Here is a 25,394-nt window from a genome sequence, read left to right on the forward strand (position 1 = left end):
GCGATGTCCGACTCGACTTCCGAAACCGTCATCACCCCCACCGCGCCGCAGCGCCTGCTCAACGTCATCGCCGATGTGGCGATCTACATTGCCGTCATCGCCCTGCTGGGCCTGGTGGTGGTGCAGGGCTGGCAGGTGTTCGCCCGCTATGTGATCAATGATTCGCCCAGCTGGACCGAGCCGGTCACGCTGCTGCTGCTGGCCACGGCGATGAGCCTGGGTGCGGCCACCGGTGTGCATACCCGCCGCCACTTTGGCTTCTTCCTGCTGGCCGCGCACATGGGCCCGGGCCTGCGCCGCGCCGTCGATGTGTTCGCCGCGCTGGTGGTGGCCGTGCTGGGCGTGGTCATCGCCTGGTGGGCGGCCGTGCTGCTGATGGACGGCCTGGATATCAAGGCCGCCGGCGCCAACCTGCCGCAGAGCATCAACTACCTGCCCCTGTCGATCGGTGGCGCCTTGATGGCGATCTTCGCCGTGAACCAGATGGCGCTGGCTGTAAGGCCGGCCGATGCCGTTGCCGAGGGAGATCGCTGAGTCATGGGTATTACCATTCTTTTCACCGTGTTCGCGGTGCTGTTGCTGCTCGGTGTGCCGGTTGCGTTCGCGCTGGCCGCCGCCGCCCTGGCCACGCTGTGGTACCTGGATCTGCCGACGCTGGTGCTGGTCCAGCAGATTTCCGCCGGTACCGGCTCGGCTTCACTGATCGCCATTCCCTTGTTCATCTTCGCCGGCGAAATCATGATGCGCGGCGGCATCTCCGAGCGTCTGATCTCGCTCGCCTCGTCGCTGGTCGGTCGCATGCGCGGTGGCCTGGGCCAGGTCTCGATCCTGTCCTCGCTGTTCTTCGGCGGTGTGTCCGGCTCGGCCATCGCCGACGTCTCGGCGGTCGGTGGCACGATGATCCCGCAGATGGTCAAGCGCGGTTACGACCGTGACTTCGCGGTCAACGTCAGCATCACCGCCGCGCTGGTCGCGCTGCTGGTGCCGCCGTCGCACAACCTGATCCTGTTCTCGGCCGCCGCCGGTGGTGGGCTGTCGATCGCCGATCTGTTCGCGGCCGGTATCGTGCCCGCGCTGCTGATGACCGTCGTCCTGATGATCACCGGTTATCTCGTGGCACGCCGCCGCGGTTACGGCGTGGAGATCTTCCCGGGCTGGCGCGCGGTGCTGCTGCGCCTGGTCTCGGCGCTGCCTGGCCTGGGCCTGGTCGCGTTGATCTTCATCGGTATCCGTGCCGGCATCTTCACCGCGGTGGAGAGCGCGGCGATCGCCGTGGTCTACGCCCTGCTGGTGACCACCGTGCTGTACCGCCAGCTCGATTGGCGCGAGTTCCTCGGCACGGTCACCCATGCCGCGCGCAGCACCGGCGTGATCCTGTTCGTGATCGCCACGGCGGCCGTGTTCGGCTGGCTGCTGGCGTATCTGGAAGTGCCGTCGGCTGCGGTCAACTTCCTGCAGTCGTTCGCGCACAGCCAGTTCATGGTGCTGTTGATGATCGTGATCATGCTGTTGCTGCTGGGCACCTTCATGGACCTGGCGCCGATGATCCTGATCTGTACGCCGATCTTCCTGCCGGTGGCCAAGGCCTACGGCATCGATCCGATCCACTTCGGCCTGGTGTTGGTGCTGACCGGTGGCCTGGGCCTGGTGACGCCGCCGGTGGGCTCGGTGCTGTTCATCGGTACCGCGATCGGCAAGATCAGCGTCGGTGAGAGCATGCGCTCGATCTGGCCGTTCTGGTTCGCCGCGCTGGGCGTGCTGTTGATCGTCACCTTCTTCCCGGAAATGTCGCTGTGGCTGCCCGCCCTGCTGCGCGCGTAAGCGTGCGGCGGTTGGCGGCCCTGCTGTGGATCGCCCTGCCCTGCGCCGTCATGGCGCAGGGCCAGGACATCCCGCTGCGCGGCTTCCAGGACGGCATCAACCATTGGCAGAGCGGGCACGGCACGGACTACCCGCGCTATGCCCCCGATCAGTACCGGCAGATCGCCGACAACCTGGTCGCACTGCAACGCCATGGCGGTGGCTGGGCGGTCAACCAGGATCCGCAGCGGATCCTCGACGATGCCGCCAGGGCACAGGTGCTGGCCGACCAGGCCACCCCCGGCGGCAGCTTCGACAACCGCAACATCTACACCCAGGTCAGCTACCTGGCCGACGCCTTCGCGCGCAGCGGCGATGCCCGCTACCGCGACGCGGCCGTGCGTGGCCTGGACTTCATCCTCGCCGAGCAGATCCCCCGCTGTGGCGGCTGGCCGCACTCGGTGCCCTCGCGCACCTCGTACCACGGCCACATCACGTTCGCTGACGACGTCACCAGCGGCGTGCTGACCACGCTGCGGCGCATCCAGCGTGAACCGGCGTTCGGGTTCATCACTGCCGATCAACGTGCCCGTGTGGACGCCGCCGTCGCTGCCGGCGATGCCTGCCTGCTGCGCCTGCAGGTGCGCCAGGACGGCGTGCCGACGATCTGGGCCGGGCAGTACGACCGCACCACCCTGCTGCCCGCGCAGGGACGGAAATTCGAACTGCCGGCGCTGGTCACCGACGAGAGTGTCGGCGTGGTCCGCTACCTGATGTCGATCCCGGATCCCGCGCCGGAGGTGGTCGCCTCGGTCAACGCCGCGATGGCGTGGTTCCAGGCTCACGCGTTGACCGGGTGGCGGCTGGAAACCTTCGAGACGACCCCGGAACAGTTCGCGTTCCACCGCACCACGGTCGATCGCCGCCTGGTCGCTGATGCAGGCGCGCCGCTGCTCTGGGGCCGCTTCCACGACCTGCGCGACAGTTCGGTGCTGCTGGCCAACCGCGAGGGAGAGCGCGTGGCCACGTTCAACGACATCCCGCGCGAGCGCCGCACCGGCTATCACTGGTACGGCACCTGGCCGCAGGCCCTGATCACCACCGAGTACCCACGCTGGCAACAGCGTCTTAACGGGACCGGGGCGCGCTGAGCGCGGCCGGCCCACGATACGTTCAAGGGAGAAAGACGATGCACCTGAGGAAGACCCTGGCGAGCTTCGCCACCGCCTGCCTGCTGCTGGCCGGCACCGGCCACGCCGCCGAGCCGGCCACCCACTGGACGCGCGGGATCGAGAACCAGCGCCAGGCCGATCTGGGCAACGGTACCTTCCTCAACCCGGTGTTCGCCGGTGATCGCCCGGACCCGTCGGTGCTCAAGGATGGGCAGGACTACTACCTCACCCTGTCTTCGTTCGATGCCTACCCCGGCCTGCCGATCTGGCACTCGCGCGATCTGGTCAACTGGCAGCCGCTGGGCCACGCGATCACCAAGAACGTGGGTGCGATCTGGGCGCCGGACATCGTCAAGCACGGCAGCCGCTATTACATCTATTTTCCGGCCCGCACCGGCGAGACCCGCAGCAACTTCGTGGTCTGGGCCGACAGCATCAAGGGCCCGTGGAGCGAGCCGATCGACATCGGCCTGGGCGGCTACATCGACCCGGGTCATGCGGTGGGCGAAGACGGCAAGCGCTATCTGTTCCTCAGCGGCGGCGACTACGTGCAGCTGGCCGATGACGGCCTGAGCGTGGTCGGCACGCCCAAGCACGTCTACGACGGCTGGAAGTACCCGGAAAGCTGGGACGTGGAGGCCTATGCGCAGGAAGGCCCGAAGATCAACTTCCGCGATGGCTGGTACTACATGACCACTGCTGTGGGTGGCACCGCCGGCCCGCCGACCGGGCACATGGTGATCACCGCGCGCTCGCGCTCGATCCACGGCCCGTGGGTGAACGCCCCGAACAACCCGATCATGCGCACCCAGTCGGCCGCCGAGCCGTGGTGGTCGCGCGGCCATGCCACGGTCATTGAAGGCACCGACGGGCGCTGGTGGATGATGTATCACGGCTACGAGAACGGGTACTGGACGCTGGGCCGCCAGGCGCTGCTGGAGCCGATCGAATGGACCGCCGATGGCTGGTTCGTGGCCAAGGGAGGCGACCTCGGCCAGCCGCTCGCCAAGCCGTCGGGGACCTCGGTCGGCCAGCACGGCATGGCCTTGTCCGATGATTTCCGCGGCAGCACGCTCGGTGCGCAGTGGTCGTTCTTCAACCCGGCCCAGGACGAGTACAAGCGCCTGCAGTTCACCGGCAAGGGCCTGGTGCTGCAGGGCAAGGGCGAAACCCCGCGCGACAGCTCGCCGCTGACCGCCATTGCCGGCGACAAGGCGTACCAGTTCGAGGTCGAGATGGAGATCGCGCCCGGCGCGGTCGGCGGTGCCCTGCTCTTCTACAGCGACCGCCTGTACGTGGGCGTGGGCAGCAACGGCGAGAAGTTCATCATGCACCGCTACGGCGAGGAGCGCCCCACCCGGCTGGCCCCCAGTGCCACCGGTGGCAAGCTGTGGCTGCGGGTCACCAACAACCGCCATATCGTCACCATCCACTCCAGCACCGATGGCAAAACCTGGCAGAAGTACCCAGTTCAGATGGAAGTCTCCGGCTACCATCACAATGTGGCGGGCAAGTTCCTGGCCCTGAAGCCGGCGATCTATGCTGCCGGCGACGGCAAGGTCCAGTTCCGGAACTTCCGCTACCGCGCTCTCGATTGAGCTCCCCGCTAGAATCCCCTGACTCATCCCCGGTTTGAACGACATGTCATTGCGCAGCAAAACCGATCCGTCGCCGCACGGATTGACCAAAGGCAAGGCCGCCACGATCAACGACATCGCGCGTCTGTCCGGGGTATCGAAGAAGACCGTCTCGCGGATCATCAACAACTCGCCGCTGGTGCGTAAGGACACGCGCGAGAAGGTTGAAGCACTGATGCGCGAGGTCGGTTACACGCCGGACCCGCTGGCCCGCGGGCTGGCGTTCCGGCGCTCGTTCCTGATCGGCATGGTCTACGACAACCCGACCGCGCAGTACATCGTGGACATGCAGTACGGCGCGCTGGATGCGCTGCGCGGCTCCAGCTTCGAGCTGGTCGTGCATCCCTGCGATTCGCGCAGCCCCGGCTACATCGATGGCGTACGCCGCTTCGTGCAGCAGCAGAAGCTGCACGGCGTGATCCTGGTGCCACGTGCCTCCGAAGACCAGGCGCTGGTGGACATGCTCGATGAGATCGGCTGCCGCTTTACCCGGATCGCCTCGCTGCCGCTGGACGAAACCTCGCAGATGGTGGTCACCCACGACCGCGACGGTGCCGCCGAAGCGGCCGATTACCTGCTCTCGCTGGGCCACCGCGATATCGCCCTGGTCACCGGCCCGAGTGCCTACCGCTCGGCCCACGAACGCACCGCCGGCTTCATCGATGCCCTCGCCAAGCGCGGCATCGAGCTGCCCCCGGCACGCATCGTGGAGGCCGGGTACACCTTTGAATCCGGTGTGGCCGCGGCCGAGAAGCTGCTGCTGGGCAAGCAGCGCCCGACCGCCATCTTCACCGGCAACGATGAAATGGCCGCCGGTATCTACAAGGTCGCGCTGCGCGCGGGCATCAACATCCCGCGCCAGCTCTCGATCATCGGCTACGACGACAGCCCGCTGGCCTCGCGCCTGTGGCCGTCGCTGACCTCGGTGCGTCGCCACACCCGCGACACCGGCCGCACTGCTGCGGCCATGCTGATCCAGCCCGATGGTCAGGCCGTGATGCAGCACGCCAGCGTGCGCCCGCACCTGATCGTGCGCGACTCCTGCCAGCCGCCCGAGGATTGATATCTGCGGGAGATTCCGCCCGCCGGGGCCCGCCCCGACCTATCGTGCGCTGCAAAATGACACCGGTTTACCAACTGGCTACAATCACCTGAAATCGTGCCGGGGCCGACGCATCGCCCCACCCCTGCTCTGGAGACGCCATGTACTGCAAGACCCACTACGCCACCCATCCCGACGCCATCAAGGGCGCCAGCAATGACGACCTGCGCGATCTGTACCTGCTCGACGGTCTGTTCAATGCCGATGCGGTGACCCTGAAGTACACCCACTACGAGCGCTTCGTGCTCGGCGGTGCGGCCCCGGTCAACGGCCCGGTCTCGCTGCCCAAGCAGACCGAACCGGCCTCGGCCGCCGGCCATGCCTTCCTGGAACGCCGCGAACTGGGCGTGATCAACGTCGGCGCCGGCAGCGGCACCATCACCGTGGACGGCACCGTGTTCACGCTGGGCCCGAAGGATGGCCTGTACGTGGCCATGGGCAGCGAAGACGTGGTGTTCGCCTCCGATGACGCCGCCAACCCGGCGCAGTTCTACCTCGCCTCGACCCCGGCGCATGCGCGCTTCGAGACCAAGGCGCTGTCGATCAAGGACGCCGTGGCCCTGGACCGTGGCGCGCTGGAAACCAGCAACGAGCGAACCATCTACCAGTACATCGTGCCGGCCACCTGCCAGTCCTCGCAGCTGCTGCTGGGCCTGACCGTGCTCAAGCCGGGCAGCGTGTGGAACACCATGCCGCCGCACCTGCACGACCGCCGCAGCGAAGTCTATTTCTACTTCGATCTGGGCCAGAACGACCGCGTGTACCACTTCATGGGTGAGCCCGAAGCGCAGCGCCACATCGTCATCCAGAACAACGAAGCCGTCGTGTCGCCGCCGTGGTCCATCCACATGGGCGCCGGCACCAGCAACTACGCCTTCATCTGGGCGATGGGCGGCGAGAACCTGGATTACACCGACATGCACGTGCTGGACATCTGCCAGCTCAAGTGACCCCGACGCGCCGCCGGCATCGCGCCGGCGGCGTCTGTTACGCATTGGACAAGGACTACATACGCAATGGCTAATCCGTTCAGTCTGGAAGGCAAGGTCGCCCTCGTCACCGGTGGCAACACCGGCCTGGGCCAGGGCATCGCGGTCGCATTGGCGCAGGCCGGTGCCGACGTCGCCGTGGCCGGCATCGCGCCGCCCACCGAGACCATCGCCAAGATCACCGCGCTGGGCCGCCGCTGCCTGGCGATCGAAGCGAACCTGATCAGCATCGAGCCGGTCGAGCGCGTCATCCGCGAAACCATCGAAGGCCTGGGCGGCCTGGATATCCTGGTCAACAACGCCGGCCTGATCCGCCGCGCCGATGCCGTGGAGTTCAGCGAGCAGGACTGGGACGACGTGATGAACGTCAACATCAAGTCCGCGTTCTTCATCTCGCAGGCCGCCGGCAAGCATTTCATCGCCCAGGGCCGCGGCAAGATCATCAACATCGCTTCGATGCTGTCCTTCCAGGGCGGTATCCGCGTGCCGTCGTACACGGCCAGCAAGAGCGGCATCGCCGGCATCACCCGCCTGCTCGCCAACGAATGGGCCAGCAAGGGCATCAACGTCAACGCGATCGCCCCAGGCTACATGGCGACCGACAACACCGCCGCGCTGCGCGCCGATGAGGACCGCAACAAGTCCATCCTCGATCGCATCCCGGCCGCACGCTGGGGCACCCCGGAAGATCTCGGCGGCACCGCCGTGTTCCTGGCCTCCAGCGCCTCGGACTACGTCAACGGCGCGGTCCTGCCGGTTGATGGCGGCTGGCTCGCCCGGTAACACCATCGCTACGCGCTGGCGTGCCCACGATCTGCGCTGCAGATCGTGGGCTCCGGTAGTGCCGGCCGCTGGCCGGCAGCTCTCCACCCAGGAGCATGACCATGCTGCGTTTGCTGCTGTACCTGTCGCTGCTGCTCGCGGCCCCCAGCGCGCTGTGCGCCCCGCACCGCATCTTCATTGCCGGGGATTCCACCGCCGCCGAGTACGGCCCGGAGCGCGCGCCACAGGCCGGCTGGGGCCAGGCCCTGCAGAGCTATCTCGATCCCGCTGTGTGGGAGGTCCGCAACCACGCCAAGGGCGGCCGCAGCACGCGCAGCTTCATCGATGAGAAGCGCCTGGATGCGATCGCCGCCGAGCTCCAGCGCGGGGACGTGCTGCTGATCCAGTTCGGCCACAACGACGCCAAGTTCGAAGATCCCACCCGCTATACCGATCCCGCCACGGTGTACCCGCAGTTCCTGATGCGCTACGTGCAGCTGGCCCGCGACAAGGGCGCCACGCCGGTGCTGATCACCCCGGTGGCGCGGCTGCTGTATGACTTCGGTTCGCTGCTGGATACGCACGGTGTGTACACCCAGGCGGTGAAAGCGCTGGCCACGCGCGAGCAGGTCGCGCTGATCGATCTCAACGACAGTTCCACGCGCTGGATCCGCGGGCTGGGCGAACAGGGCGCCAAGCCGTATTTCATGTTCGTGCCCGAGCAGAACAAGGCCGATGGCACGCACTTCAGCGTGGCCGGTGCGACGGCGGTGGCGTGCCTGGTGATGCGCGACTGGGTGGCGTTGCAGCCCGGACTCACGTCGGCGCTGAAGCGCGATATCGACTGCGAGGTGCGCAGTGCAGGGCAGGGCGGCGATGCCGCCAGGCCCTCGCGCGTGGCGCACGAGCGCGACATCGCGGTGACCCAGCCCGGCCCGCATGGTGGAGCGGGGCCGACCACGGCGTATCCGTTTTTCGCCGAAGACACCGACCTGCCGTTCGTGCTTCGCAAGCGCGTGCTGCACAAGGGGGCCGGCATCGGCCTGCACCCCCAGCACAAAGACGAGATCTACTACATCGTCAGCGGGCAGGGCAGCTACGTGCTGGATGGGAAGCAGTACGACGTGGCGGCGGGGGATGCGCTGCTGACGCGAACGGGCAGCTCGCATGCGCTGCAGCAGGTGGGGGAGATGGATCTGGTCGTGCTGCTGGCGTATCCGCGATGAAAGGCAGCAGCGCATGACCCGGCTCCACCCATTGCCAACCTTCAAAAGCTCCCGAGGCTGTTGAAGGATAGGTGTCTAAACTTCAACAGCCCCGGTGAATTGCGTCACGACGTTACACGTCGCCGCCGTCTTCCCAGCCTTCGCCCGTGCCCTTCTGGAACACGCGGTCACCGTCCTGCACGTCACCCGCCGGCAGAGGGTCCCTGGCCTCCAGCGCGGCATAGATCGGAGTGAAGTCCGGTGCGGTCGCCTCCATCAACTGCTCGAAGCTGTCGATGACGAAGTAGGTCTTCTGGAAGGTGTCGATCCGGTAGCGGGTACGCATGATCCGCTCCAGATCGAAGCCGATCCGGTTCGGCGCCGCCGACTCCAGCGAGTACAGCGATTCGCCCTTGGAGGAGACGATGCCGGCACCGTAGATGCGCAGGCCTTCATCGGTGTTGATCAGGCCGAACTCCACCGTGTACCAGTACAGGCGGGTCAGGTGCTGCAGCGCTTCCGGGCCGATCGCATGCGCCTTGACGCCGCCGCGGCCGTAGGCGGCCATGTAGTCGGCGAACACCGGGTTCATGAGCAATGGCACGTGCCCGAACAGGTCATGGAACATGTCCGGTTCGGCGATGTAGTCGATCTGGTCCGGGCGGCGGATCCACCACGTCACCGGGAAGCGCCGGTTGGCCAGGTGATCGAAGAAATCCAGTTCCGGGAGCAGGCCTTCCACCCCGACCAGGGTCCAGCCGGTCGCGGCGCCCAGCACCTCGTTGAGCTGGTCGAAGCGCGGGATCATGTGCGCGCTCATGCCCATCTCGTCCTGCGCGTGCAGGAACTCCTTGCTGGCGCGGCCTTCCAGCAGTGCGCGCTGGCGCTGGTACAACGTGCTCCAGGTGGCGTGGTCGTCGGCGCTGTAGCTGTCCCAGGGCTGTTCCACGATGGCGGTGGTATAGACCGGCACGTATCCCTTGTCGGTCTGCTGGTGTTCGACGCGGCGGGGGGCGGTGGCGGTTTCCATCGTGGTGGTCTCCTGGGAAGTCATCCGTCGATGCTAGGGCAGGGCGCGCGCAAGAGGTTTGCAAAGTTGCGCGGATACGGCCTTCTGGCGCAAGATCATTGCGTCCACCTCATGTTGCGGGGCAGCAATGACCGGAATTGCCCAGTTCGACCGCACGGATCTGCGCTTGCTGGCCGAAATCCAGCAACACGGCCGTGCGACCAACGCCGAATTGGCTGCACGGGTGAATCTGTCCCCGTCGGCCTGCCTGCGGCGCGTGCAGCGGCTGGAAAGCGAGGGCGTGATCGCCGGCTATGGTGCCCGCCTGGAGCCGCGCCAGATCGGCCTGGGCCTGCAGGCCTTCGTCCGGGTGCAGCTGGAGAAGCATGACCAGCACGCCATCGGCGTGTTCGCCGACAGCGTGCTGATCTGGGATGAGGTGGTGGCCTGCCATGCGCTCACCGGCGACATGGATTACCTGCTGCACATCTACGTGCGCGACCTGGAGCACTTCTCCAGCTTCCTGCTCGACAAGCTGCTCAATGCCGCCGGCGTGGCCGACGTCAATTCCAGCTTCGTGCTGCGCACGGTGAAGGACTTCCGCGCGCTGCCGCTGTCGCAGCTGGAATGACGCGGATCGCATTCGCGATCGCGCGGTAGAGCCGACCGTTGGTCGGCTTCTTGGAGACCAGAGCCAGGAGCAGCCGACCAACGGTCGGCTCTACCGGTGGCGGGGCTTCAGCCCTCGCACTTTTCCTTGCGCCCCATCAGCTTGCCCACGCGCGAAGGCTCATCGCACTTGGGCGTGGGCGGCGGCGGGGCCAGCGCGGCGGCACGCGCCTTCTGCAGCTGCTGGACCTTGGCGCGGATCTGAGGCATCGCCGCCATCGCGGCCTTCTCGCCTTCCAGGATCGCATTGTTACGCTGGCCGAAATCGGCGGCGCCGATGTCCAGCACCTTCGGCCGGATAATGACGTCCGCGCGCGCCAGTTCCTGCTCGCCCAGGCGCTGGCCCATGATCGAGATCGACTGGTTGACGATGCCGAGCATGCCGGTCGGCGCCTTGCCGCTGGCCTTGCTGGAGATGTCCACGGCGATCACGATGTCCGCGCCGAGCTGGCGCGCCGCATCCACCGGCACCGGGCTGACCACGCCGCCGTCGATGTAGTTGTACTTGCCGATCTTCACCGGCTCGAACACACCGGGGATGCTGCTGGAGGCGCGCACCGCCTGGCCGACATTGCCGCGCACGAACACGGTGCGCTCGCCGGTTTCCAGCTGGGTGGCGACCGCAGCGAAGGGCTTGCTCAGCTTCTCGGCCGGGCGGTTGTCGACCTGTGCGTTGACGTAGTCCTGCAGCTTCTGGCCCTGGACCAGACCGCCGGAGAACAGACGCACGTCGCGGATGCTGGCTTCATCCAGGGCCACCGCCTTGGACTGCATCTGGAACGCGTCCATGCCGCTGGCATACAGCGCGCCGACCACACTGCCGGCGCTGGTGCCGGACACCACCACGGGCTCGAAGCCGTTGGCCTCCAGCATCTTGATCACACCGATATGGGCGAAGCCCTTGGCCGCGCCGCCGCCGAGCGCGATGCCGATCTTGACCGGCTTGGCCGGGGTCACCGGGATCGCCGCCGGCGGCGGGGTCGGGCGCACGGGATCACCGCCGCAGCCGGCCAGCAGGCCGAGCAGGGCAACGGACAGCGTCAGGCGGGTACGGCGCAGTGAAGTCATCGGCGTGGCAACTGAATGGGCATCGAGGGCCGCCAGCATACCGAAGCGGGGGCAGGCCGGCAGGCGTAATGAATAGCGGTTGTTTGCGGCTCTGTTGCTGTACTGCAACAATTGTCTGGTAGCGCCGGTCCACCACCCCTCCCAACACAGCCTAAACGCCATGTTCCCGAACCGCACTGCCCACGGCCGTTTCCCGTCCGTGCACCCGCTCGTTGTCGCCCTCGCCGCCCTGCTGCCATTGACGGCCGCAGCCCAGGACGCCCCCGCCACCAAGGATCCGGTGGCCCTCGATACGCTGCAGGTCACGGCGCAACGCCGCGTCGAAAACGCCAAGGACGTGCCGGTGTCGATCTCGGCCATCCAGGGTGAAAAGCTCGACGTACTGGGTTCGGCTGGCGATGACATCCGCTTCCTGTCGGCGCGTGTGCCGAGCCTGAACATTGAATCGTCCTACGGTCGTGCCTTCCCGCGTTTCTATATCCGCGGCCTTGGCAACACCGATTTCGACCTCAATGCCTCGCAGCCGGTCTCGCTGGTGTATGACGATGTGGTGCAGGAAAGCCCGCTGCTGAAGGGCTTCCCGCTGTTCGACCTGGCCGGTGTGGAAGTGCTGCGTGGCCCGCAGGGCACGCTGTTCGGCCGCAATACCCCGGCGGGCGTGGTGAAATTCGATTCGGCGCGTCCCTCGCAGGATGCCGACGGCTACATCAAGGTCGCCTACGGCAGCTACAACACCTGGAACACGCAGGGCGCCTACGGCGGCCCGCTGACCGACCGCTGGTCGGCGCGCGTCTCCGCGCTGTACCAGCGCCGCGACGACTGGGTCACCAACACCCGCCAGGGCGCCCCGGCGCAGGGCTTCGAGGGGTATGACGAAGCCGCCGCCCGCGTGCAGTTCCTGTACGAAGGCGATGACGTCGAAGCGCTGTTCAACCTGCACAAGCGCAAGCTCAACGGCACCGCGCGCCTGTTCCGCGCCAACATCATCAAGCCGGGCACCAACCAGCTGGTCGAGAACTTCGACCGCGATGAAGTCTCCACCGATGGCCAGAACTTCTCCGACCTGGAAACCTGGGGCGGCAGCGCGCGCCTGAAGTGGGATCTGGGCCGCGTGACCCTGCACTCGATCACCGGTTACGAGACCGCCGAATCGCTGAACCATGGCGACATCGACGGTGGCTACGGTGCCAGCTTCCTGGGCGCCGGCAACTACGGTCCGGGCAACATCCCGTTCGCGTCCGAATCGGCCGACGGCCTGCCGCACCATCGCCAGTGGACCCAGGAATTCCGCGTGGAATCCAATGAGTGGGGCCGCTTCGACTGGCAGGCCGGCGTGTTCTACTTCGATGAAGACGTCACCATCGACAGCTTCAACTACGACTCGCTGACCCCGGGCAATCCGCAGACCGGTCACGCCGTGCAGCAGCAGCGCAACAAGGCGTGGGCCGCGTTCGCCTCCGGCGATTTCGACGTGACCGAGCGCTTCAAGCTGCGCGGTGGCGTGCGCTACACGCAGGACAAGAAGGACTTCAGCGCCAGCGTGCTGCAGGCCGTGCCGTTCGGCACCCCGGTCAGCGGCCCGTACATCGCCAAGACCGACGTCAACGACGTCAGCTGGGACCTGAGCGGCGTCTACCAGATCACCGACAACCTCAACGCGTATGCCCGCGTGGCCAAGGGCTTCCGCGCGCCGTCGATCCAGGGCCGCTTGGCCTTCGGTGGCGTCTCGCAGGCGGATTCGGAGAAGGTGATCTCCTACGAGGCCGGCATCAAGGCCGACCTGTTTGACCGCCGCGCACGCCTGGGCTTCAACGTGTTCCGTTACAACGTCGACGGCCAGCAGCTGATCGCCGTGGGCGGCAGCAACAACACCGCGACCCTGCTCAATGCCGACAAGACCCTTGGCCAAGGTGCCGAGCTCGACTTCGAAGCCTACCTGACCGACCACGTCCTGCTGACCCTGGGCAGCAGTTACAACGACACCGAGATCAAGGACAAGGATCTGGCGGTGGCGATCTGTGGCGGCGGCTGCACCATCACCGACCCGACCACGGTCATCGATGGCGGTACCTACGCGCTGGTCAACGGCAACCCGCTGCCGCAGGCGCCGAAGTGGATCCACAACCTGACGTTGCGCGCCGGCTTCCCGGTCAACGATGCCAGCGAGTTCTACGTCTACACCGACTGGGCCTACCGCAGCGAAGTGAACTTCTTCCTGTACGAGTCGCCGGAGTTCCGCAGCCGCTCCTCGCTGGAAGGTGGCCTGCGCCTGGGCTACAACTGGGATTACGGCCAGTACGACGTGGCCGTGTACGGCCGCAACCTGACCGACCAGGTCCGCGTGGTCGGCGCGATCGACTTCAACAACCTGACCGGCTTCCTCAACGAGCCGCGCACGTTCGGTCTGGAGTTCACCGCGAAGTTCTGATGCACGTCATGCGGTAGGTGCCCACCGTGCGTGGGTATCTTGGAAAACGAAAACGGCGCGGAGAAATCCGCGCCGTTTTCTGTTCAAGTCATCCAACGTTGCCGCTGCAGGGTAGTGCCGGCCGCTGGCCGGCTCTGCACCGTCCTGATCGAGATCGCGAAGAGCCGGCCAGCGGCCGGCACTACCAGCAACGCAACTCCACCGACACGCGCTGTCTTACAACGCGCTCGCCGGCCGCACCTTCAACACCGCTTCTTCAGCCGCGCAATCCCGTGCCGAATGCAGCCCCGCCCTGCGCGCCGCCGCGATCTCCTTGCGCGCCGCCAGCAGGTCACTGTTGAACGCGGCGTTGTCATGCAGGCGTGCCACGGCGGCAGCGCCCATGAAGCGGCCTTCCAGGATGTCGCTCTGCCAATGCACGTTGCAGACCAGGCGGCTCTCGCCGTAGTTGCGGCCGCGTGCCTGGATCGCATCGGCGCGGTCCGGGGCGATCTCCGAGAGGATCAGGGCCCAGGCCCAACCGATCGAGGTGTGGCCGGACGGATATGAGCCGTTGCCGCGCAGGTCCTGCTCGTCTTCCGGCGAGCAGGTGGGCTCACCATTCACCATGAACGGCCGCGCGCGCTGGTAGTGCTTCTTCGCCGTGCGGGTGGCCGCGCTGGCATCGATCCGGCTGCGTTCGAGCAGGCGGTACAGGGCCGGCGTCTTCACCGCATCCACCTCGACATCGATCGCGCACGAGAACTGGTTGGCGCCGGCCGGGAAGGCGAGTTCGGCGTCGCGGTGGGCCTGCTCGAAGCGGGGGCTGCCGCGCAGGGCACGGGCTTCACGGCTGACCTGTTCGTCCAGCGCGACGCCGGCCGAGCCGGCGGCCGGCGGCGCCGGTACCAGTGCCAGGCTGTCCGGCACGGCCGTGCTCTGCAGGTAGCCGACCGCCTTGGTGGTGACCGAGGCTTCCACCGCCGTGGTGCGCGGTGCGGTCGTTGACGAACAGCCGGCGAGGGCGGCGAGCAGAGCGGTCACCAGCATCGGGCGAACGGCAGCGGAGCGCAGGAACGACGACATCGGCAGGTCTCGAAGAGGGAGAGCCGCATGATCGCAGCTTCCTCCGGCAACGACAGCGGCCGCTCGTCATCCGGCCAGATCCGGCATGGCCGTGCCCCGGATGACGGAAACCCGCGACTGGTTCACGGATTTCGTGGGTCGCACGACATAGCGTCATCGTAGGCGCCATCGTTCGTCATATCTCCATGGATAGATGGACCCCATGGCAACGCGGCAGCGCCGGTCATCAGGGGGATCACCTGCAAGGAGACAGCGGATGCGAAGCAACGCGGGAAGGTGGGGTGGTGGTCTCGCCCTGGGTCTGATGCTGGCGTGCGCGAGTGTGCACGCGGCCGATGTAGTGGGGGTGGCGTTCGTGCATGGCACCGGCAAACAGACCGATGCGCGCGCGGACTACTGGCAGCCGGGCATCATCGATACGGTGCGCCAGGGCTTGCCCAACAGCAGCAACTACACCGTCATCAACTGCGATTTCGAGCAGTACATGTGGAAGCCCGAAGCGGCCGGCTGCCTGGCGGGGCAGCTGACCAGCTTCATCAACACCCGTGGCATCACCAAGCTGGTGGTGATCACCCATTCCAACGGCGGCAACGTGGTGCGCTGGATCCTCTCCAACCCCACCTATGACAGCCGCTATCCGAAGATCATCCAGACGGTCAGCAAGGTCACCGCACTGGCGCCGTCCTCGGCCGGCACGCCGCTGGCCGATGCGGTGCTCAACGGCAACGTGTTCGAAACCTCGGTGGGCTGGCTGCTGGGCTACAAGAGCGACGCCGTGCGCCAGCAGCAGGTGGGCCACATGGCCACCTACAACGCGCAGAACCTGTACGGCACGGCCGGCCGGCCTGCATTGCCCAGGCCGTTCCGCGCAGTGGTCGGCTCGGATGTGGAATCGGCGGTGTGGGACAGCAACAGCTACTGCGGTGGCTATGCGCAGAACGTGGGCCTGGAGTTCACCCAGAACTGGTTGAACAGCTGCTCGGACGGCTTCCTGGAGTGCAGCAGCCAGAAGGCCGCCGGCACCACCTGGTTCACCGACACGCAGCGCACCCAGGGCGCCGAGCCGCTCAGCCACAACCAGAGCCGACGCGAGTGCTTCGGCCTGGGCACGATCCTGCGCAACGACCTGACCCTGTGAGGAGCCCCCCGATGATGCGACACACGACGATCGTGGTGGCCCTGTTCGCCGCCCTGGCAGCCCTGCCACTGCAGGCGGCACAGCCGCTGCTGGCCCCCCGCGCCAGCGACCAGGTGCCACGCGCGGTGGAGCGTGCGCCCTTGCCGGCCGGACCGGTGGAGCAGGCACCGCTGAGCTTTGCCTGGGCGCTGGATCCGACCCAGGCGCTGACCCTTACGCCGGCCTTCATGGCCAGCAGCCGCAGCTACTGGGAGATGGTGGACGGACCGGCACTGCAGCAGGGCCTGGTGTTGCCGCTGACCGCACCCGACGCGGTGATCCAGCTCAGCCCCGTGCAGGGCGCGCGTGCGCTGGATACCACCCAATGGCAGGTGCGTGACCCGGCCGGCGCGCTGGCGGTGGCCAAGGGGGTCGATGACCAGCAACTGCGCGCGGCCGGCATGGCGGTTGGCCCGGGCACGGCCATGGTCCGCACGGGCACCACGTCGGCGGTGGGAAATTACCGCCTGCAGAGCACACAGGCCCAGGGCCGCTATGTGGTGCAGGTGCTCGAACCCAACAGCCCGATCGCGCTGCAGCTGCAGGCGAGCAGCGAACGGGTGCTCGCCGGTGGCACGCTCACGCTGAGCGCGCGCCTGGTCAACGACGGCGGCGCTACAGCGGCGCAGCTTGGCCGTGCCAGCGCGCGGCCGCTGCCGGCCATGGGCGAGGCCCTGCTGGTCGCGCCCGATGGCCGCAGCTGGCCGGTGCCGCTGGTCGCTGGCAAAGACGGTCTGCGTGCACAGGTGACCGTGCCGCAGGACATCGGCACGGCGCAGGGGCTGTGGGAACTGCAGGCCTTCGTCAGTGCCGACGGGGTGCAACGCGATGCCAAGGTGGCGTTCGCGGTGGCGCAGCCGACGGCACGCTTCCAAGGCCAGGTCGAGGCAGATGCCGGCCGCCGCGAGATACGCCTGCCGTTGCAGATCGGTGCGCCCGGCCGCTACGAGGCGCGCGGCACGCTGTATGCCACCGGCCCCGACGGGACGCTGCGGCCAGTAGCGCAGGCACACAGTGCGGCGTGGTTCGCGACGGCAGGGGCGGGTGAGCTGCGCCTGCCGTTCGCCAGCGTGGCGCTGCCGCGTGGCTATGCCGCTCCGTTCGAAGTGCGTGACCTGCAGTTGCAGGACCAGAGCCGGATGGCACCGATCGAATCACGTGCGGTGGCGGTGCGGTTCTAGGGCGCGTGACCTAACCCGCGAACGCACTCAACCGGCCGGCCTGATCCACCACGTGGATCGGGCCGCCGAACAGCTCGGACAACGGTGCATCGCGCAGCAGCTCCGCACGCGGGCCATCGGCGAGGATCTTGCCGCCGCGCAGCATCACCACCCGCTCGATTTCGGGAATGATCTCCTCGATGTGGTGGGTCACCAGCACCAGGGTGATGCCCTGGCGGGCGAGCTCGCGCATGGTGGCGATCAGCTGCTCGCGGGCGATCAGGTCCAGCCCGGTGGAGGGTTCATCCAGCAGCAGGGCCTGCGGCCGGTTCACCAGCGCCCGGGCGATCAGCACGCGCCGGGTTTCGCCGGCCGAGAGTTCGGCATAGCCGCGCTGCAGCAGGGGCAGGGCACCGGTCATCGCCAGGGTTTCACGCGCGCGTTCGCGCATCTCCGGGCTCACCTCGCGGAAGGCCGGCACCACGAAGCTGGCGAAGAAGCCGGTCAGCACGGCCTCTTCCACGGTCAGCCCGGGCATGTCCGAGAGGTTGCTGCTCAGGTCCCCCGTGACGATGCCCAGCTGCGAGCGCAGCCGGTCCACCTGCCAGCGGTTCTGGCCGAGCACGCGCACCGCCACCGTGCCATCACCGTGCGCCAGCGGGTACAGCTCGCGGGTGATCAGCTTGATGAAGGACGACTTGCCGCAGCCATTGGGGCCGAGCAGGGCGGTGTGCTGGCCCTGTTCGATGCGCAGGCTGAGATCGTGCAGGACCCGGACCTGGCCGCGGATGACGCAGGCGCGGTCGAGCTCGATCAGGGGGACGGGGGAGGCCGGCACCGCCGGCGAGGCTGCGACTGTCATGAATGCGGGGGCATGCTCACGAAGGTAAGGGGAGAACTGAATGACTGCGCAAAAATGGCATCGAAGGGATGAAGTTTGCAACGTCTGGCCCCATCATGTCTGGAGGTATCCCTGTTTCCTTGACGGCCGACTGCGGCCCGGAGTCCTGCGATGTTCGATACGCTCCTCAACTTCCTGACCGGCGGTGTCGTCGGCCTCGGCTGGTGGGGCATGGGCCTGGTGCTGCTGGTGTTCACCCAGCTGACCATCTTCGCCGTGACCCTGTATCTGCACCGCAGCCAGGCGCACCGCGGCGTGGATTTCCACCCGGTGATCGCGCATTTCTTCCGGTTCTGGACCTGGCTGACCACCTCCATGATCACCAAGGAGTGGGTGGCGATCCATCGCAAGCACCACGCCAAGGTGGAAACCGATGAAGACCCGCACAGCCCGGTGACCAAGGGCATCGGCATGGTGTTCTGGCGGGGCGTGGAGCTGTACCGCGAGGCCCGCGCGATGCGCGCGGATATCGAGCAGTACGGCCGCGGCGCTCCGGATGACTGGATCGAGCGCCACCTGTACACCCCGCACGCCAATCTCGGCCCGGTCGCGCTGCTGGTCATCAACAGCGTGCTGTTCGGCCTGCCCGGCGTGGCCCTGTGGGCGATCCAGATGGCCTGGATCCCGTTCTGGGCGGCCGGCGTCATCAATGGCCTGGGCCACTGGTGGGGCTACCGCAACTTCGAATCGGCTGACACCTCCACCAATCTGACGCCGTGGGCGTTCTGGGTGGGCGGTGAAGAGCTGCACAACAACCACCATGCCTTCCCGAGCTCGGCGCGCTTCTCCATGCGCCGCTGGGAGTTCGATATCGGCTGGGCGGTGATCCGCGGCCTGCAGGCGGTGCGTCTGGCCAAGGTGCTGCGCGTGGCGCCGAGCATGGACGTGCGCCCGAACATTGCCGTGCCGGATGCGGAAACCCTCAAGGCCCTGCTGTCGCACCGGTTCCAGGCGATGACCGACTACCAGCGCAACGTATTCGTGCCGGCCCTGCGCGAAGAGGCCGCGATGGCGGGCGCCAAACTGCGCAAGCTGTTGCCGCGCCGCATGCGCCGTGGCCTGGTCAACGACGGCCGCTGGCTCAAGCCGGATTGCCGCGCCCAGCTCAGCACGTGGGTCGAGCAGCGCCCGCGGATCCGCGTGCTGGTGGAACACCGCGCCCGTCTGGCGGCCCTGCTGGAAGCGCGCGGCAATGACGCCGCCGAGCGCTTGAAGCTGCTGCAGGCCTGGTGCCACGAAGCCGAAGCCAGTGGCATCGCCGCGCTGCAGAACTACGCCGCGCGCCTGAAGGGCTACGCACTGACGGCGCACTGATCGATGCGCTTCCCGATCGGGAACGTCTCCGCGAAACGCCGCCTTGTGCGGCGTTTTGCGTGTCTGGGCCTGGCCGTTGGCGTGCTGGGCGCGACGGCACAGGCCCAGGTCACTGATACGGGCAGCTACCTGCAGCGCATGGACACCGACGGCGACGGCCGGGTCAGCGTGGAGGAGTACGTGCAGTGGCTGCTGTACGCCTTCGATCGCATGGACCGCAACGGCGATGGCGTGCTCAGCGCCGATGAGCTGCCCGGCGGCAAAGGCCCGCCCATCACGCGCGAGCAGCAGCGGCAGACGCTGATCCAGCGGTTCCACAAGCAGGATGCCAATCGCGACGGCTATTTGAGTGCGCGCGAGCTGGCTGCGCCGCCGCGATAACGGCTGCCACGCATGTGAATTTGCCATGCGCGTGCGCCTGCAGCAGATGCTCAATTTTCAAGGCGTGCTGCCGCTGATATAAGATCGCCCGCCGGCGAACATGCCGGTACGCGCACGACTGCCTGACAACAGGCAGAAGACAGGATGATCCCGGCACGCCGGTCGATCAGCGTGTTCTGCAGGCTCGGCATGTTGACTGCGATGGATCGCAGCAGGAAAAACATGGACGTGGATGCCGGGCCGTTGCACCGATGGGCGTCCACGGGTATCGCCAAGGACGACCCAGGAAGCCCCATGAAAACCCAGTACACCCTCCTCACCGCGATGCTGCTCGGCGGCATCGTCGTCAGCACGCAGACCATGGCCAGCGAGCCGGTATCCGTCGATCCCCCCGAGCTTGCCGTGGACGACAGCGAACTTCCCGCCAATGCCATTGCCGTGGCCGCCGATGCAAGCGCCACAGACGATGCCGCTGTCGCCCCTGCAGCACCGGCATGGGAGCATCTGATCCCCATCACCGCGCAGCTGCAGACCGACTCCGGCGGTCAACCCGTCGGCGCCAAATCCCTTCGTCTGGTGCAGCGCTCCACCACGGCCAAGGTGGCCGGCGCGCAGGTCGCGCTGTCGCTGCTGTCCGGCAGGATCGCCGGCAGCTCCTTCGGCAAAGGACAGTTGAAAGGCACGCGCATCGAGAGCGTCCCGCACCCCGCGTTCGGCCCGATGCAGGCGCAGGTGCGCACCCGCCTGGACGACTACTTCAAAGCACACCCTGGCGCTGTGCCTACCGAGGAGAAGCCGGTGCAGGCCACGCTGGGCGACTTCATCCTGGTCTACCAGGAACTGGATGATTCGCAGACCCTGTATGAACTGCGTCAATCGCTGAGCCTGGGCTTCCCGTACCGGCGCAAGCTGCCCACCATGCGCCTTACCGGCGGCGAAGGTGCCCAGTGCAACATTGCCGAGCCGGTCGCCGCCCCGCTGGAGGCCTGGCAGGCTGATGACTACGCAATGGTGAAGCAGACTGTCCAACGCTATGCCGACGATTGCCTGGTCCAGTTTGTCGCCACACTGCCCACGTTGTTCCCGGACAAGCACCCGGTGACGGTGGACGCGCCGACGGATATCGCTGTACCGGCTGAAGCTGGCAACGCCGCGGCGCAGGAGGACGCGCAGGCCTGAAGGGAAGCGCACCGTGTTGCGGTGGGTCGCAGTCGGCCCGCCGCAGCCCGGCGCTAGAATCCCCCCATGCCCGAGCTCCCCGAAGTAGAAACCACCCGTCGCGGCCTTTCCCCGCACCTGGAAGGCCGCAGCATCCACGGCGTGATCCTGCGTCGCCCCGACCTGCGCTGGCCGATTCCGCCGGAGATCAGCACGCTGCTCCCCGGGCAGGCCATCCAGGGCGTGCGCCGCCGCGCCAAGTACCTGCTGCTTGATACCGCCATCGGCAGCGCACTGCTGCACCTGGGCATGTCCGGCAGCCTGCGGGTGCTGCCCGGCGACACCCCGGTACGTGCGCACGACCACGTGGACATCAGCCTGGACAACGGCCGCCTGCTGCGCTTCAACGACCCGCGCCGCTTCGGCAGCCTGCTCTGGCAGCCGGCCGGGGAAACCCATGAGCTGCTGGCCGCGCTGGGGCCCGAGCCGCTGGATGAGGCCTTCGATGGCGACTACCTGTTCGCCCGCAGCCGTGGCCGCAGTGCCTCGGTGAAGACCTTCCTGATGGACCAGGGCATCGTGGTGGGCGTGGGCAACATCTACGCCGCCGAAAGCCTGTTCATGGCCGGGATCAACCCGCTGCGCGAGGCCGGCAAGATCTCCCGCGCGCGCTACCAGCGCCTGGCCGATGCGGTGAAACAGATCCTGGCCTACGCCATCACCCGCGGCGGCACCACCCTGCGCGATTTCATCAACCCGGACGGGGCGCCGGGATACTTCGAGCAGGAGCTGCTGGTCTACGGGCGTGAAGGCGAGCCCTGCCGCCAGTGTGGTCGGCTGCTCCGCCACGCCACCATCGGCCAGCGCGCCAGCGTCTGGTGCGGGCACTGCCAGCGCTGAATCGTCGCGCGCCTGTCGCCCACCGGGCGGTATAGTCCGCCCAACGTCACCGGCGGGGGTGTGCGATGGACCAGGGACCGGATATCACCGTATGGCTCGATTCGGCCCGGGCGGGCGACCGCGCCGCGCTCGACCGGGTCCTGACCCTGCTCTATCACGAGCTGCACAGCATGGCCCGTCGGCAGCTGGCCGGGCAGCAGGGGCGCACCCTGGATGCCACCTCGCTGGTGCACGAGTCCTATTTGAAGCTGCTCGGCTCTCGGGGCGCGGCCCGCTTCGAGGATCGCGCCCACTTCTTCGCCTACGCCGCCTCGGCGATGCGCAGCGTGGTGGTCGATTACGCACGCAACCGGCTGGCGCGCAAACGCGGCGGTGATCTCAAGCGGGTGGAGCTGCCCGAAAACAGCAGCAGCGGCGTGCGCCTGGATGAAGACCTGCTGGCGCTGGATGTGGCGCTGGCCCGGCTGCATGCGGTGGATGCACACCTGGCCAAGGTGGTGGAACTGCGTTACTTCGCCGGGCTGTCCGAGCAGGAGATCGCCGATCTATGCCAACGCTCGGAGCGCAGCATCCGCCGCGACTGGCAGAAGGCGCGCATGTTCCTGCTGGCTTCGGTCGGGGAGCCCTGAAAAGCCACGCATCGTCCGGGGAGAGGACCGATGGAGGCGTCACGCTGGCGGCAGTTGTCCTGCCTGCTGGATCAATTGCTGGAACTGCCCGAACCGGCGCGAGAGCAGCGGCTGCTGCGCCTGCGCGCCGACGATCCGGGGCTGGCCGAGGATGTGGAGCGCCTGCTCGCCCATGAGCGGGACAGCCATGAATTCCTGGCGCAGCCCCTGTGGACCGCGCCGCCGGAAGACAGCCGGGCAGGCACCCGGGTCGGTCCCTACCGGCTGTTGCGGGCGCTCGGCGAAGGCGGGATGGGTGAGGTGTGGCTGGCCGAGCGGGCCGATGGCCTGTACGAACGCCAGGTCGCCCTGAAGCTGTTGCGCAGTGGCTACGCCGATCCCGGCCTGCGCCAGCGCTTCAGCCGCGAACGCGAAATTCTGGCGCGGCTGCAGCACCCGAACCTGGCCCAGTTGCTGGACGCCGGCGTGGACCTGGACGGCCAGCCCTACCTGGCGCTGGCGTATGTCGAAGGCGAGCCGATCACCGAGCACTGCCAGCGCTTGGCACTCCCGCTGGAGCGCCGCCTGCAACTGATGCTGCAGGTCTGCGCGGTGGTCAGCCACGCCCACGCCAACCTGATCGTGCACCGCGATCTGAAGCCGTCCAACATCCTGGTGACGGCGGAGGGCGAGGTGAAGCTGCTGGATTTCGGCATCGCCAAGCTGCTCGACGATGACCACGGCAAGCCGCCCGCGCACCCGCCCACGGAAGCACGCGCGTTCACCCTGCACTACGCGGCGCCGGAGCAGGTGCGCGGCGAGCCGGTCTCCACGCTGACCGATGTGTATTCGCTGGGGGTGGTGCTGTTCGAGGTGATCACCGGGCAGAAGCCCTATCGCCTGCGCCGGCATAGCGATGCCGAGTGGGAGCGCTCGATCCTGGAGGTGCAGGCGCCGCGCGCCTCGGCCGTCATGGCGCGCATGGCCGCTGCCGGTGGGGAGCAGGCCGGGGCGGCGAGGCGCCTGTCGCGTCGCCTGCGCGGCGATCTGGACACCATCCTGCTCAAGGCCCTGCAGAAGGAACCTGCGCAGCGCTACGCCTCGGTGGAAGCCTTGGCCCAGGACCTGCGCCGCTTCCTCGAAGGCCGCCCGATCCATGCCCGCCCGCAGCACGTGGGCTACCGGCTGCGCAAATACCTGGGCCGGCATCGCTGGGGCGTGGCGCTGGGCAGCGTGGCCGTGCTGGCCCTGCTCGCGCTGGCGCTCACTGCGCTGTGGCAGATGCAGCAGGCCCGGCGCGAGGTCGCGCGTGCGCAGGCCATGCAGGATTTCACCGTGGGCCTGTTCGACCGCGCCGCCGGCGTGCGCCACGGCAGCTTCGATCTGCGCCAGTTGCTGGCCACCGGTCAGCAACGCGGTGAGGCGGAACTGCGCGATCAACCGCTGGCGTTGGCCGAGCTGGAAGGAGTGATCGGCCGGTTGCGGATCGGTATGGGCGACTACCAGCTGGCCCTGCAGACGCTGGACCGCCAGCGCGCGCTGCTGGAGGAGGCCGGCGAGGTGCCGCCCACCCTGCAGCTGGAAGCGGTGACCCAGCGCGGCCGTGCGCTGCGCATGCTGGGCCGCTCGCGCGAGTGCGTGACCCACCTCACCCCGATGCAGGCGCTGGCCGCCGAGTACCGCCTGCGGCTGCCGGCGGCCGTGGCCGAGTACCACACCCAGCTCGGGCGCTGCCAACAACTTCTGGGTTACCGCGACAACGCCCGCGCCGCCTTCGAACAGGCGCTGGTACTGCGGCGCGATGTACTGCGCGATACCCCCGGCACCTCCGAGAGCCTGGCCGACCTGGCCGCACTGGACAGCGACGATGGCCGCGCCCCGGCGGCACTGACCGGCTACCGGCAAGCGCTGCAGCTGCTGCAGGCCGGTGACACCGTGCGGTATCCCCAGTTGATCGCGCTGCGTCGGCACATGGGCGAGACCCTGGCTGCGCAGGGCGATCTGGAGGCGGCCGAGCAGGCTCTTCAGCTTGCCGCCCATGATGCCGTGGGGCTGTATGGGCCCGATCACCCGGAAACCCTGTCGATCCGCCGCCTGCGCGCGCTGCTGGCGATGCAGCGCGGCGAACTGGCGCAGGCGCAGGTCCAACTCCAGCAGGTCCATCAGCTGACCCGGCAGGCCTTGGGCGAGCAGCACCGTGATACCGGATTGACCTGGCATGCGTTGGGGCGGCTGGCGCTGGAGCAGGGCGACAGCGCAACGGCGATCGATGACTTTGCCCGGGCCGTGGCGATCTGGCGCCAGCCCGATTGCGTGGGGCTGCTGCCGCAGGGGCTGTACGACCAGGGCGAAGCGTTGGCACACGCGGGCCGCTGGCAGGCGGCGCTGGGTGCGTTGCATGAGGGGCGGCAATGGCAGGCCGCGCAGCGTGGTGATGACGATGCGGCCGTGCAGCAGGCCGATCGGCGCATGGCCGAGCTGGTCAGTGCCCACGGCGACCCCCATCAGGCCGGGGAGCAACTGGCTGCGCTGATGCGGCGGGTGGACCGGGCCGGGCCTGCCAGTGCGGGTCTGCACCGCGCGCTGCAGCTGGCCTGGGCCCGAAACCTGGGCCGCATGGGCCAGACCGTGGAGGCGCGGCAGGCGCTGGCGCCGCTGCTGGTAGGCGATGCGGCCGATCTGGACAGCCGGGTGCTGCGCTGGCGCGCGCGTGCGGCCATGGCGGAACTGGACTGCGGCACTGCGCCAGCGCGGGCGCGCGCCGCGCTGGGCCAGCTCCAGCAGGAACTGCAGGCGCAGTGGCCGCAGGGCGGGAGGCTGCGACAGGAGATCGGGCAGGCGCGTGAGAGCTGTGGCTCGGCGCAGGTGGCCGCAGTGCCCTGAGCGCGC

At 67.8% G+C, this 25,394-nt stretch carries 23 protein-coding genes; 18 read left to right on the top strand and 5 right to left on the bottom strand.

Translation table 11 applies throughout. The annotated features are described in order from the left end of the window. The first annotated feature begins 3 nt into the window (after positions 1 to 3). The 8 genes from EDF74_RS15600 to EDF74_RS15635 all read left to right on the top strand — a co-directional run bounded on the left by EDF74_RS15600 (position 4) and on the right by EDF74_RS15635 (position 8,688). Positions 4 to 534, top strand: coding sequence for a TRAP transporter small permease (locus EDF74_RS15600; protein ID WP_019184090.1), 531 nt, complete (start codon positions 4 to 6; stop codon positions 532 to 534). A gap of 3 nt (positions 535 to 537) precedes the next feature. After that, entirely contained in the window at positions 538 to 1,821 is a 1,284-nt protein-coding gene (locus EDF74_RS15605) for a TRAP transporter large permease (RefSeq protein ID WP_123730975.1), read from the top strand. After that, complete coding sequence (pelA, locus tag EDF74_RS15610) at positions 1,794 to 2,951, top strand: pectate lyase (protein ID WP_123730976.1); 1,158 nt, start codon at positions 1,794 to 1,796, stop codon at positions 2,949 to 2,951. Before EDF74_RS15605 ends, pelA begins: the two co-directional genes overlap by 28 nt. 38 nt (positions 2,952 to 2,989) lie before the next feature. Beyond that, positions 2,990 to 4,570 (top strand): family 43 glycosylhydrolase, encoded by a 1,581-nt coding sequence (locus EDF74_RS15615; RefSeq protein WP_123730977.1) that lies wholly within the window; start codon positions 2,990 to 2,992, stop codon positions 4,568 to 4,570. A 43-nt stretch (positions 4,571 to 4,613) separates the two neighbouring features. Continuing rightward, complete coding sequence (locus tag EDF74_RS15620; protein ID WP_123731196.1) at positions 4,614 to 5,672, top strand: LacI family DNA-binding transcriptional regulator; 1,059 nt, start codon at positions 4,614 to 4,616, stop codon at positions 5,670 to 5,672. Positions 5,673 to 5,812: 140 nt separating this feature from the next. Further along, the gene (gene kduI / locus EDF74_RS15625; RefSeq protein WP_123730978.1) at positions 5,813 to 6,661 is read left to right on the top strand and encodes a 5-dehydro-4-deoxy-D-glucuronate isomerase; all 849 of its coding nucleotides are present in this window, start codon (positions 5,813 to 5,815) and stop codon (positions 6,659 to 6,661) included. Positions 6,662 to 6,727: 66 nt separating this feature from the next. Further along, positions 6,728 to 7,483: a 2-dehydro-3-deoxy-D-gluconate 5-dehydrogenase KduD gene (gene kduD / locus EDF74_RS15630; RefSeq protein ID WP_019184096.1), complete on the top strand. Its 756-nt coding sequence runs from the start codon at positions 6,728 to 6,730 to the stop codon at positions 7,481 to 7,483. Positions 7,484 to 7,578: 95 nt separating this feature from the next. Continuing rightward, the gene (locus tag EDF74_RS15635) at positions 7,579 to 8,688 is read left to right on the top strand and encodes a GDSL-type esterase/lipase family protein (protein ID WP_428999176.1); all 1,110 of its coding nucleotides are present in this window, start codon (positions 7,579 to 7,581) and stop codon (positions 8,686 to 8,688) included. A gap of 112 nt (positions 8,689 to 8,800) precedes the next feature. Here EDF74_RS15635 and phhA read toward each other — a convergent pair whose 3' ends face one another. Next, positions 8,801 to 9,697 carry a phenylalanine 4-monooxygenase gene (gene phhA / locus EDF74_RS15640; RefSeq protein WP_123730979.1) on the bottom strand — a complete coding sequence of 299 codons (897 nt, stop codon included), beginning with the start codon at positions 9,695 to 9,697 and terminating at the stop codon, positions 8,801 to 8,803. A 127-nt stretch (positions 9,698 to 9,824) separates the two neighbouring features. Here phhA and EDF74_RS15645 point away from each other — a divergent pair, with 127 nt between their 5' ends. Beyond that, the gene (locus tag EDF74_RS15645; protein ID WP_123730980.1) at positions 9,825 to 10,307 is read left to right on the top strand and encodes an Lrp/AsnC family transcriptional regulator; all 483 of its coding nucleotides are present in this window, start codon (positions 9,825 to 9,827) and stop codon (positions 10,305 to 10,307) included. Positions 10,308 to 10,414: 107 nt separating this feature from the next. On the opposite strand, the gene EDF74_RS15650 is transcribed toward EDF74_RS15645, so the two are convergent. Further along, positions 10,415 to 11,413, bottom strand: a complete 999-nt coding sequence (locus EDF74_RS15650; protein ID WP_123731198.1) for a patatin-like phospholipase family protein — start codon at positions 11,411 to 11,413, stop codon at positions 10,415 to 10,417. A 160-nt stretch (positions 11,414 to 11,573) separates the two neighbouring features. Between EDF74_RS15650 and EDF74_RS15655 the strand changes: the two genes are divergently transcribed. Next, positions 11,574 to 13,841 (top strand): TonB-dependent receptor, encoded by a 2,268-nt coding sequence (locus EDF74_RS15655; RefSeq protein ID WP_123730981.1) that lies wholly within the window; start codon positions 11,574 to 11,576, stop codon positions 13,839 to 13,841. 216 nt (positions 13,842 to 14,057) lie between these two features. Here EDF74_RS15655 and EDF74_RS15660 read toward each other — a convergent pair whose 3' ends face one another. Beyond that, the gene (locus EDF74_RS15660; RefSeq protein ID WP_123730982.1) at positions 14,058 to 14,906 is read right to left on the bottom strand and encodes an acid phosphatase; all 849 of its coding nucleotides are present in this window, start codon (positions 14,904 to 14,906) and stop codon (positions 14,058 to 14,060) included. Positions 14,907 to 15,162: 256 nt separating this feature from the next. Between EDF74_RS15660 and EDF74_RS15665 the strand changes: the two genes are divergently transcribed. Both EDF74_RS15665 and EDF74_RS15670 read left to right on the top strand, forming a co-directional pair. Further along, positions 15,163 to 16,044 (top strand): hypothetical protein, encoded by an 882-nt coding sequence (locus tag EDF74_RS15665; RefSeq protein WP_123730983.1) that lies wholly within the window; start codon positions 15,163 to 15,165, stop codon positions 16,042 to 16,044. 11 nt (positions 16,045 to 16,055) lie between these two features. Further along, entirely contained in the window at positions 16,056 to 17,264 is a 1,209-nt protein-coding gene (locus EDF74_RS15670; protein WP_123730984.1) for a DUF4785 domain-containing protein, read from the top strand. 10 nt (positions 17,265 to 17,274) lie between these two features. Here EDF74_RS15670 and EDF74_RS15675 read toward each other — a convergent pair whose 3' ends face one another. Continuing rightward, positions 17,275 to 18,105: an ABC transporter ATP-binding protein gene (locus EDF74_RS15675; protein ID WP_123730985.1), complete on the bottom strand. Its 831-nt coding sequence runs from the start codon at positions 18,103 to 18,105 to the stop codon at positions 17,275 to 17,277. Positions 18,106 to 18,255: 150 nt separating this feature from the next. Here EDF74_RS15675 and EDF74_RS15680 point away from each other — a divergent pair, with 150 nt between their 5' ends. Further along, complete coding sequence (locus EDF74_RS15680; RefSeq protein WP_123730986.1) at positions 18,256 to 19,458, top strand: DesA family fatty acid desaturase; 1,203 nt, start codon at positions 18,256 to 18,258, stop codon at positions 19,456 to 19,458. Between the two features lie 3 nt (positions 19,459 to 19,461). After that, the gene (locus EDF74_RS15685; RefSeq protein ID WP_123730987.1) at positions 19,462 to 19,839 is read left to right on the top strand and encodes an EF-hand domain-containing protein; all 378 of its coding nucleotides are present in this window, start codon (positions 19,462 to 19,464) and stop codon (positions 19,837 to 19,839) included. 50 nt (positions 19,840 to 19,889) lie between these two features. Here the strand turns inward: EDF74_RS15685 and EDF74_RS18270 are convergent, their stop codons facing one another. Next, positions 19,890 to 20,063, bottom strand: coding sequence for a hypothetical protein (locus tag EDF74_RS18270; protein WP_184997325.1), 174 nt, complete (start codon positions 20,061 to 20,063; stop codon positions 19,890 to 19,892). Between the two features lie 70 nt (positions 20,064 to 20,133). On the opposite strand from EDF74_RS18270, the gene EDF74_RS15690 reads away from it, so the two are divergent. The 4 genes from EDF74_RS15690 to EDF74_RS15705 all read left to right on the top strand — a co-directional run bounded on the left by EDF74_RS15690 (position 20,134) and on the right by EDF74_RS15705 (position 25,388). Next, a complete protein-coding gene (locus EDF74_RS15690) occupies positions 20,134 to 21,018 on the top strand; it encodes a hypothetical protein (RefSeq protein ID WP_123730988.1) in 885 nt (294 codons plus the stop codon). A gap of 66 nt (positions 21,019 to 21,084) precedes the next feature. Continuing rightward, positions 21,085 to 21,897: a bifunctional DNA-formamidopyrimidine glycosylase/DNA-(apurinic or apyrimidinic site) lyase gene (gene mutM / locus EDF74_RS15695; RefSeq protein ID WP_123730989.1), complete on the top strand. Its 813-nt coding sequence runs from the start codon at positions 21,085 to 21,087 to the stop codon at positions 21,895 to 21,897. Positions 21,898 to 21,962: 65 nt separating this feature from the next. Then, positions 21,963 to 22,526: an ECF-type sigma factor gene (locus tag EDF74_RS15700; RefSeq protein WP_123730990.1), complete on the top strand. Its 564-nt coding sequence runs from the start codon at positions 21,963 to 21,965 to the stop codon at positions 22,524 to 22,526. 30 nt (positions 22,527 to 22,556) lie between these two features. Then, the gene (locus EDF74_RS15705; protein ID WP_123730991.1) at positions 22,557 to 25,388 is read left to right on the top strand and encodes a serine/threonine-protein kinase; all 2,832 of its coding nucleotides are present in this window, start codon (positions 22,557 to 22,559) and stop codon (positions 25,386 to 25,388) included. Positions 25,389 to 25,394 lie beyond the last annotated feature (6 nt).

This window comes from Stenotrophomonas rhizophila (assembly GCF_003751305.1).
GTDB lineage: Bacteria > Pseudomonadota > Gammaproteobacteria > Xanthomonadales > Xanthomonadaceae > Stenotrophomonas > Stenotrophomonas rhizophila_B.

Coding starts and splice junctions, on each gene's coding strand:
- kduI (WP_123730978.1), top strand. CDS start 5,813: ATGTACTGCAAGACCCACTACGCCACCCATCCCGACGCCATCAAGGGC.
- EDF74_RS15635 (WP_428999176.1), top strand. CDS start 7,579: ATGACCATGCTGCGTTTGCTGCTGTACCTGTCGCTGCTGCTCGCGGCC.
- EDF74_RS15700 (WP_123730990.1), top strand. CDS start 21,963: ATGGACCAGGGACCGGATATCACCGTATGGCTCGATTCGGCCCGGGCG.
- EDF74_RS15675 (WP_123730985.1), bottom strand. CDS start 18,105: ATGACAGTCGCAGCCTCGCCGGCGGTGCCGGCCTCCCCCGTCCCCCTG.
- EDF74_RS15620 (WP_123731196.1), top strand. CDS start 4,614: ATGTCATTGCGCAGCAAAACCGATCCGTCGCCGCACGGATTGACCAAA.
- EDF74_RS15650 (WP_123731198.1), bottom strand. CDS start 11,413: ATGACTTCACTGCGCCGTACCCGCCTGACGCTGTCCGTTGCCCTGCTC.
- EDF74_RS15680 (WP_123730986.1), top strand. CDS start 18,256: ATGTTCGATACGCTCCTCAACTTCCTGACCGGCGGTGTCGTCGGCCTC.
- EDF74_RS15665 (WP_123730983.1), top strand. CDS start 15,163: ATGCGAAGCAACGCGGGAAGGTGGGGTGGTGGTCTCGCCCTGGGTCTG.
- mutM (WP_123730989.1), top strand. CDS start 21,085: ATGCCCGAGCTCCCCGAAGTAGAAACCACCCGTCGCGGCCTTTCCCCG.
- EDF74_RS18270 (WP_184997325.1), bottom strand. CDS start 20,063: ATGTTTTTCCTGCTGCGATCCATCGCAGTCAACATGCCGAGCCTGCAG.
- EDF74_RS15605 (WP_123730975.1), top strand. CDS start 538: ATGGGTATTACCATTCTTTTCACCGTGTTCGCGGTGCTGTTGCTGCTC.
- EDF74_RS15685 (WP_123730987.1), top strand. CDS start 19,462: ATGCGCTTCCCGATCGGGAACGTCTCCGCGAAACGCCGCCTTGTGCGG.
- EDF74_RS15690 (WP_123730988.1), top strand. CDS start 20,134: ATGAAAACCCAGTACACCCTCCTCACCGCGATGCTGCTCGGCGGCATC.
- EDF74_RS15645 (WP_123730980.1), top strand. CDS start 9,825: ATGACCGGAATTGCCCAGTTCGACCGCACGGATCTGCGCTTGCTGGCC.
- EDF74_RS15705 (WP_123730991.1), top strand. CDS start 22,557: ATGGAGGCGTCACGCTGGCGGCAGTTGTCCTGCCTGCTGGATCAATTG.
- EDF74_RS15670 (WP_123730984.1), top strand. CDS start 16,056: ATGATGCGACACACGACGATCGTGGTGGCCCTGTTCGCCGCCCTGGCA.
- phhA (WP_123730979.1), bottom strand. CDS start 9,697: ATGGAAACCGCCACCGCCCCCCGCCGCGTCGAACACCAGCAGACCGAC.
- EDF74_RS15655 (WP_123730981.1), top strand. CDS start 11,574: ATGTTCCCGAACCGCACTGCCCACGGCCGTTTCCCGTCCGTGCACCCG.
- EDF74_RS15615 (WP_123730977.1), top strand. CDS start 2,990: ATGCACCTGAGGAAGACCCTGGCGAGCTTCGCCACCGCCTGCCTGCTG.
- kduD (WP_019184096.1), top strand. CDS start 6,728: ATGGCTAATCCGTTCAGTCTGGAAGGCAAGGTCGCCCTCGTCACCGGT.
- EDF74_RS15600 (WP_019184090.1), top strand. CDS start 4: ATGTCCGACTCGACTTCCGAAACCGTCATCACCCCCACCGCGCCGCAG.
- EDF74_RS15660 (WP_123730982.1), bottom strand. CDS start 14,906: ATGTCGTCGTTCCTGCGCTCCGCTGCCGTTCGCCCGATGCTGGTGACC.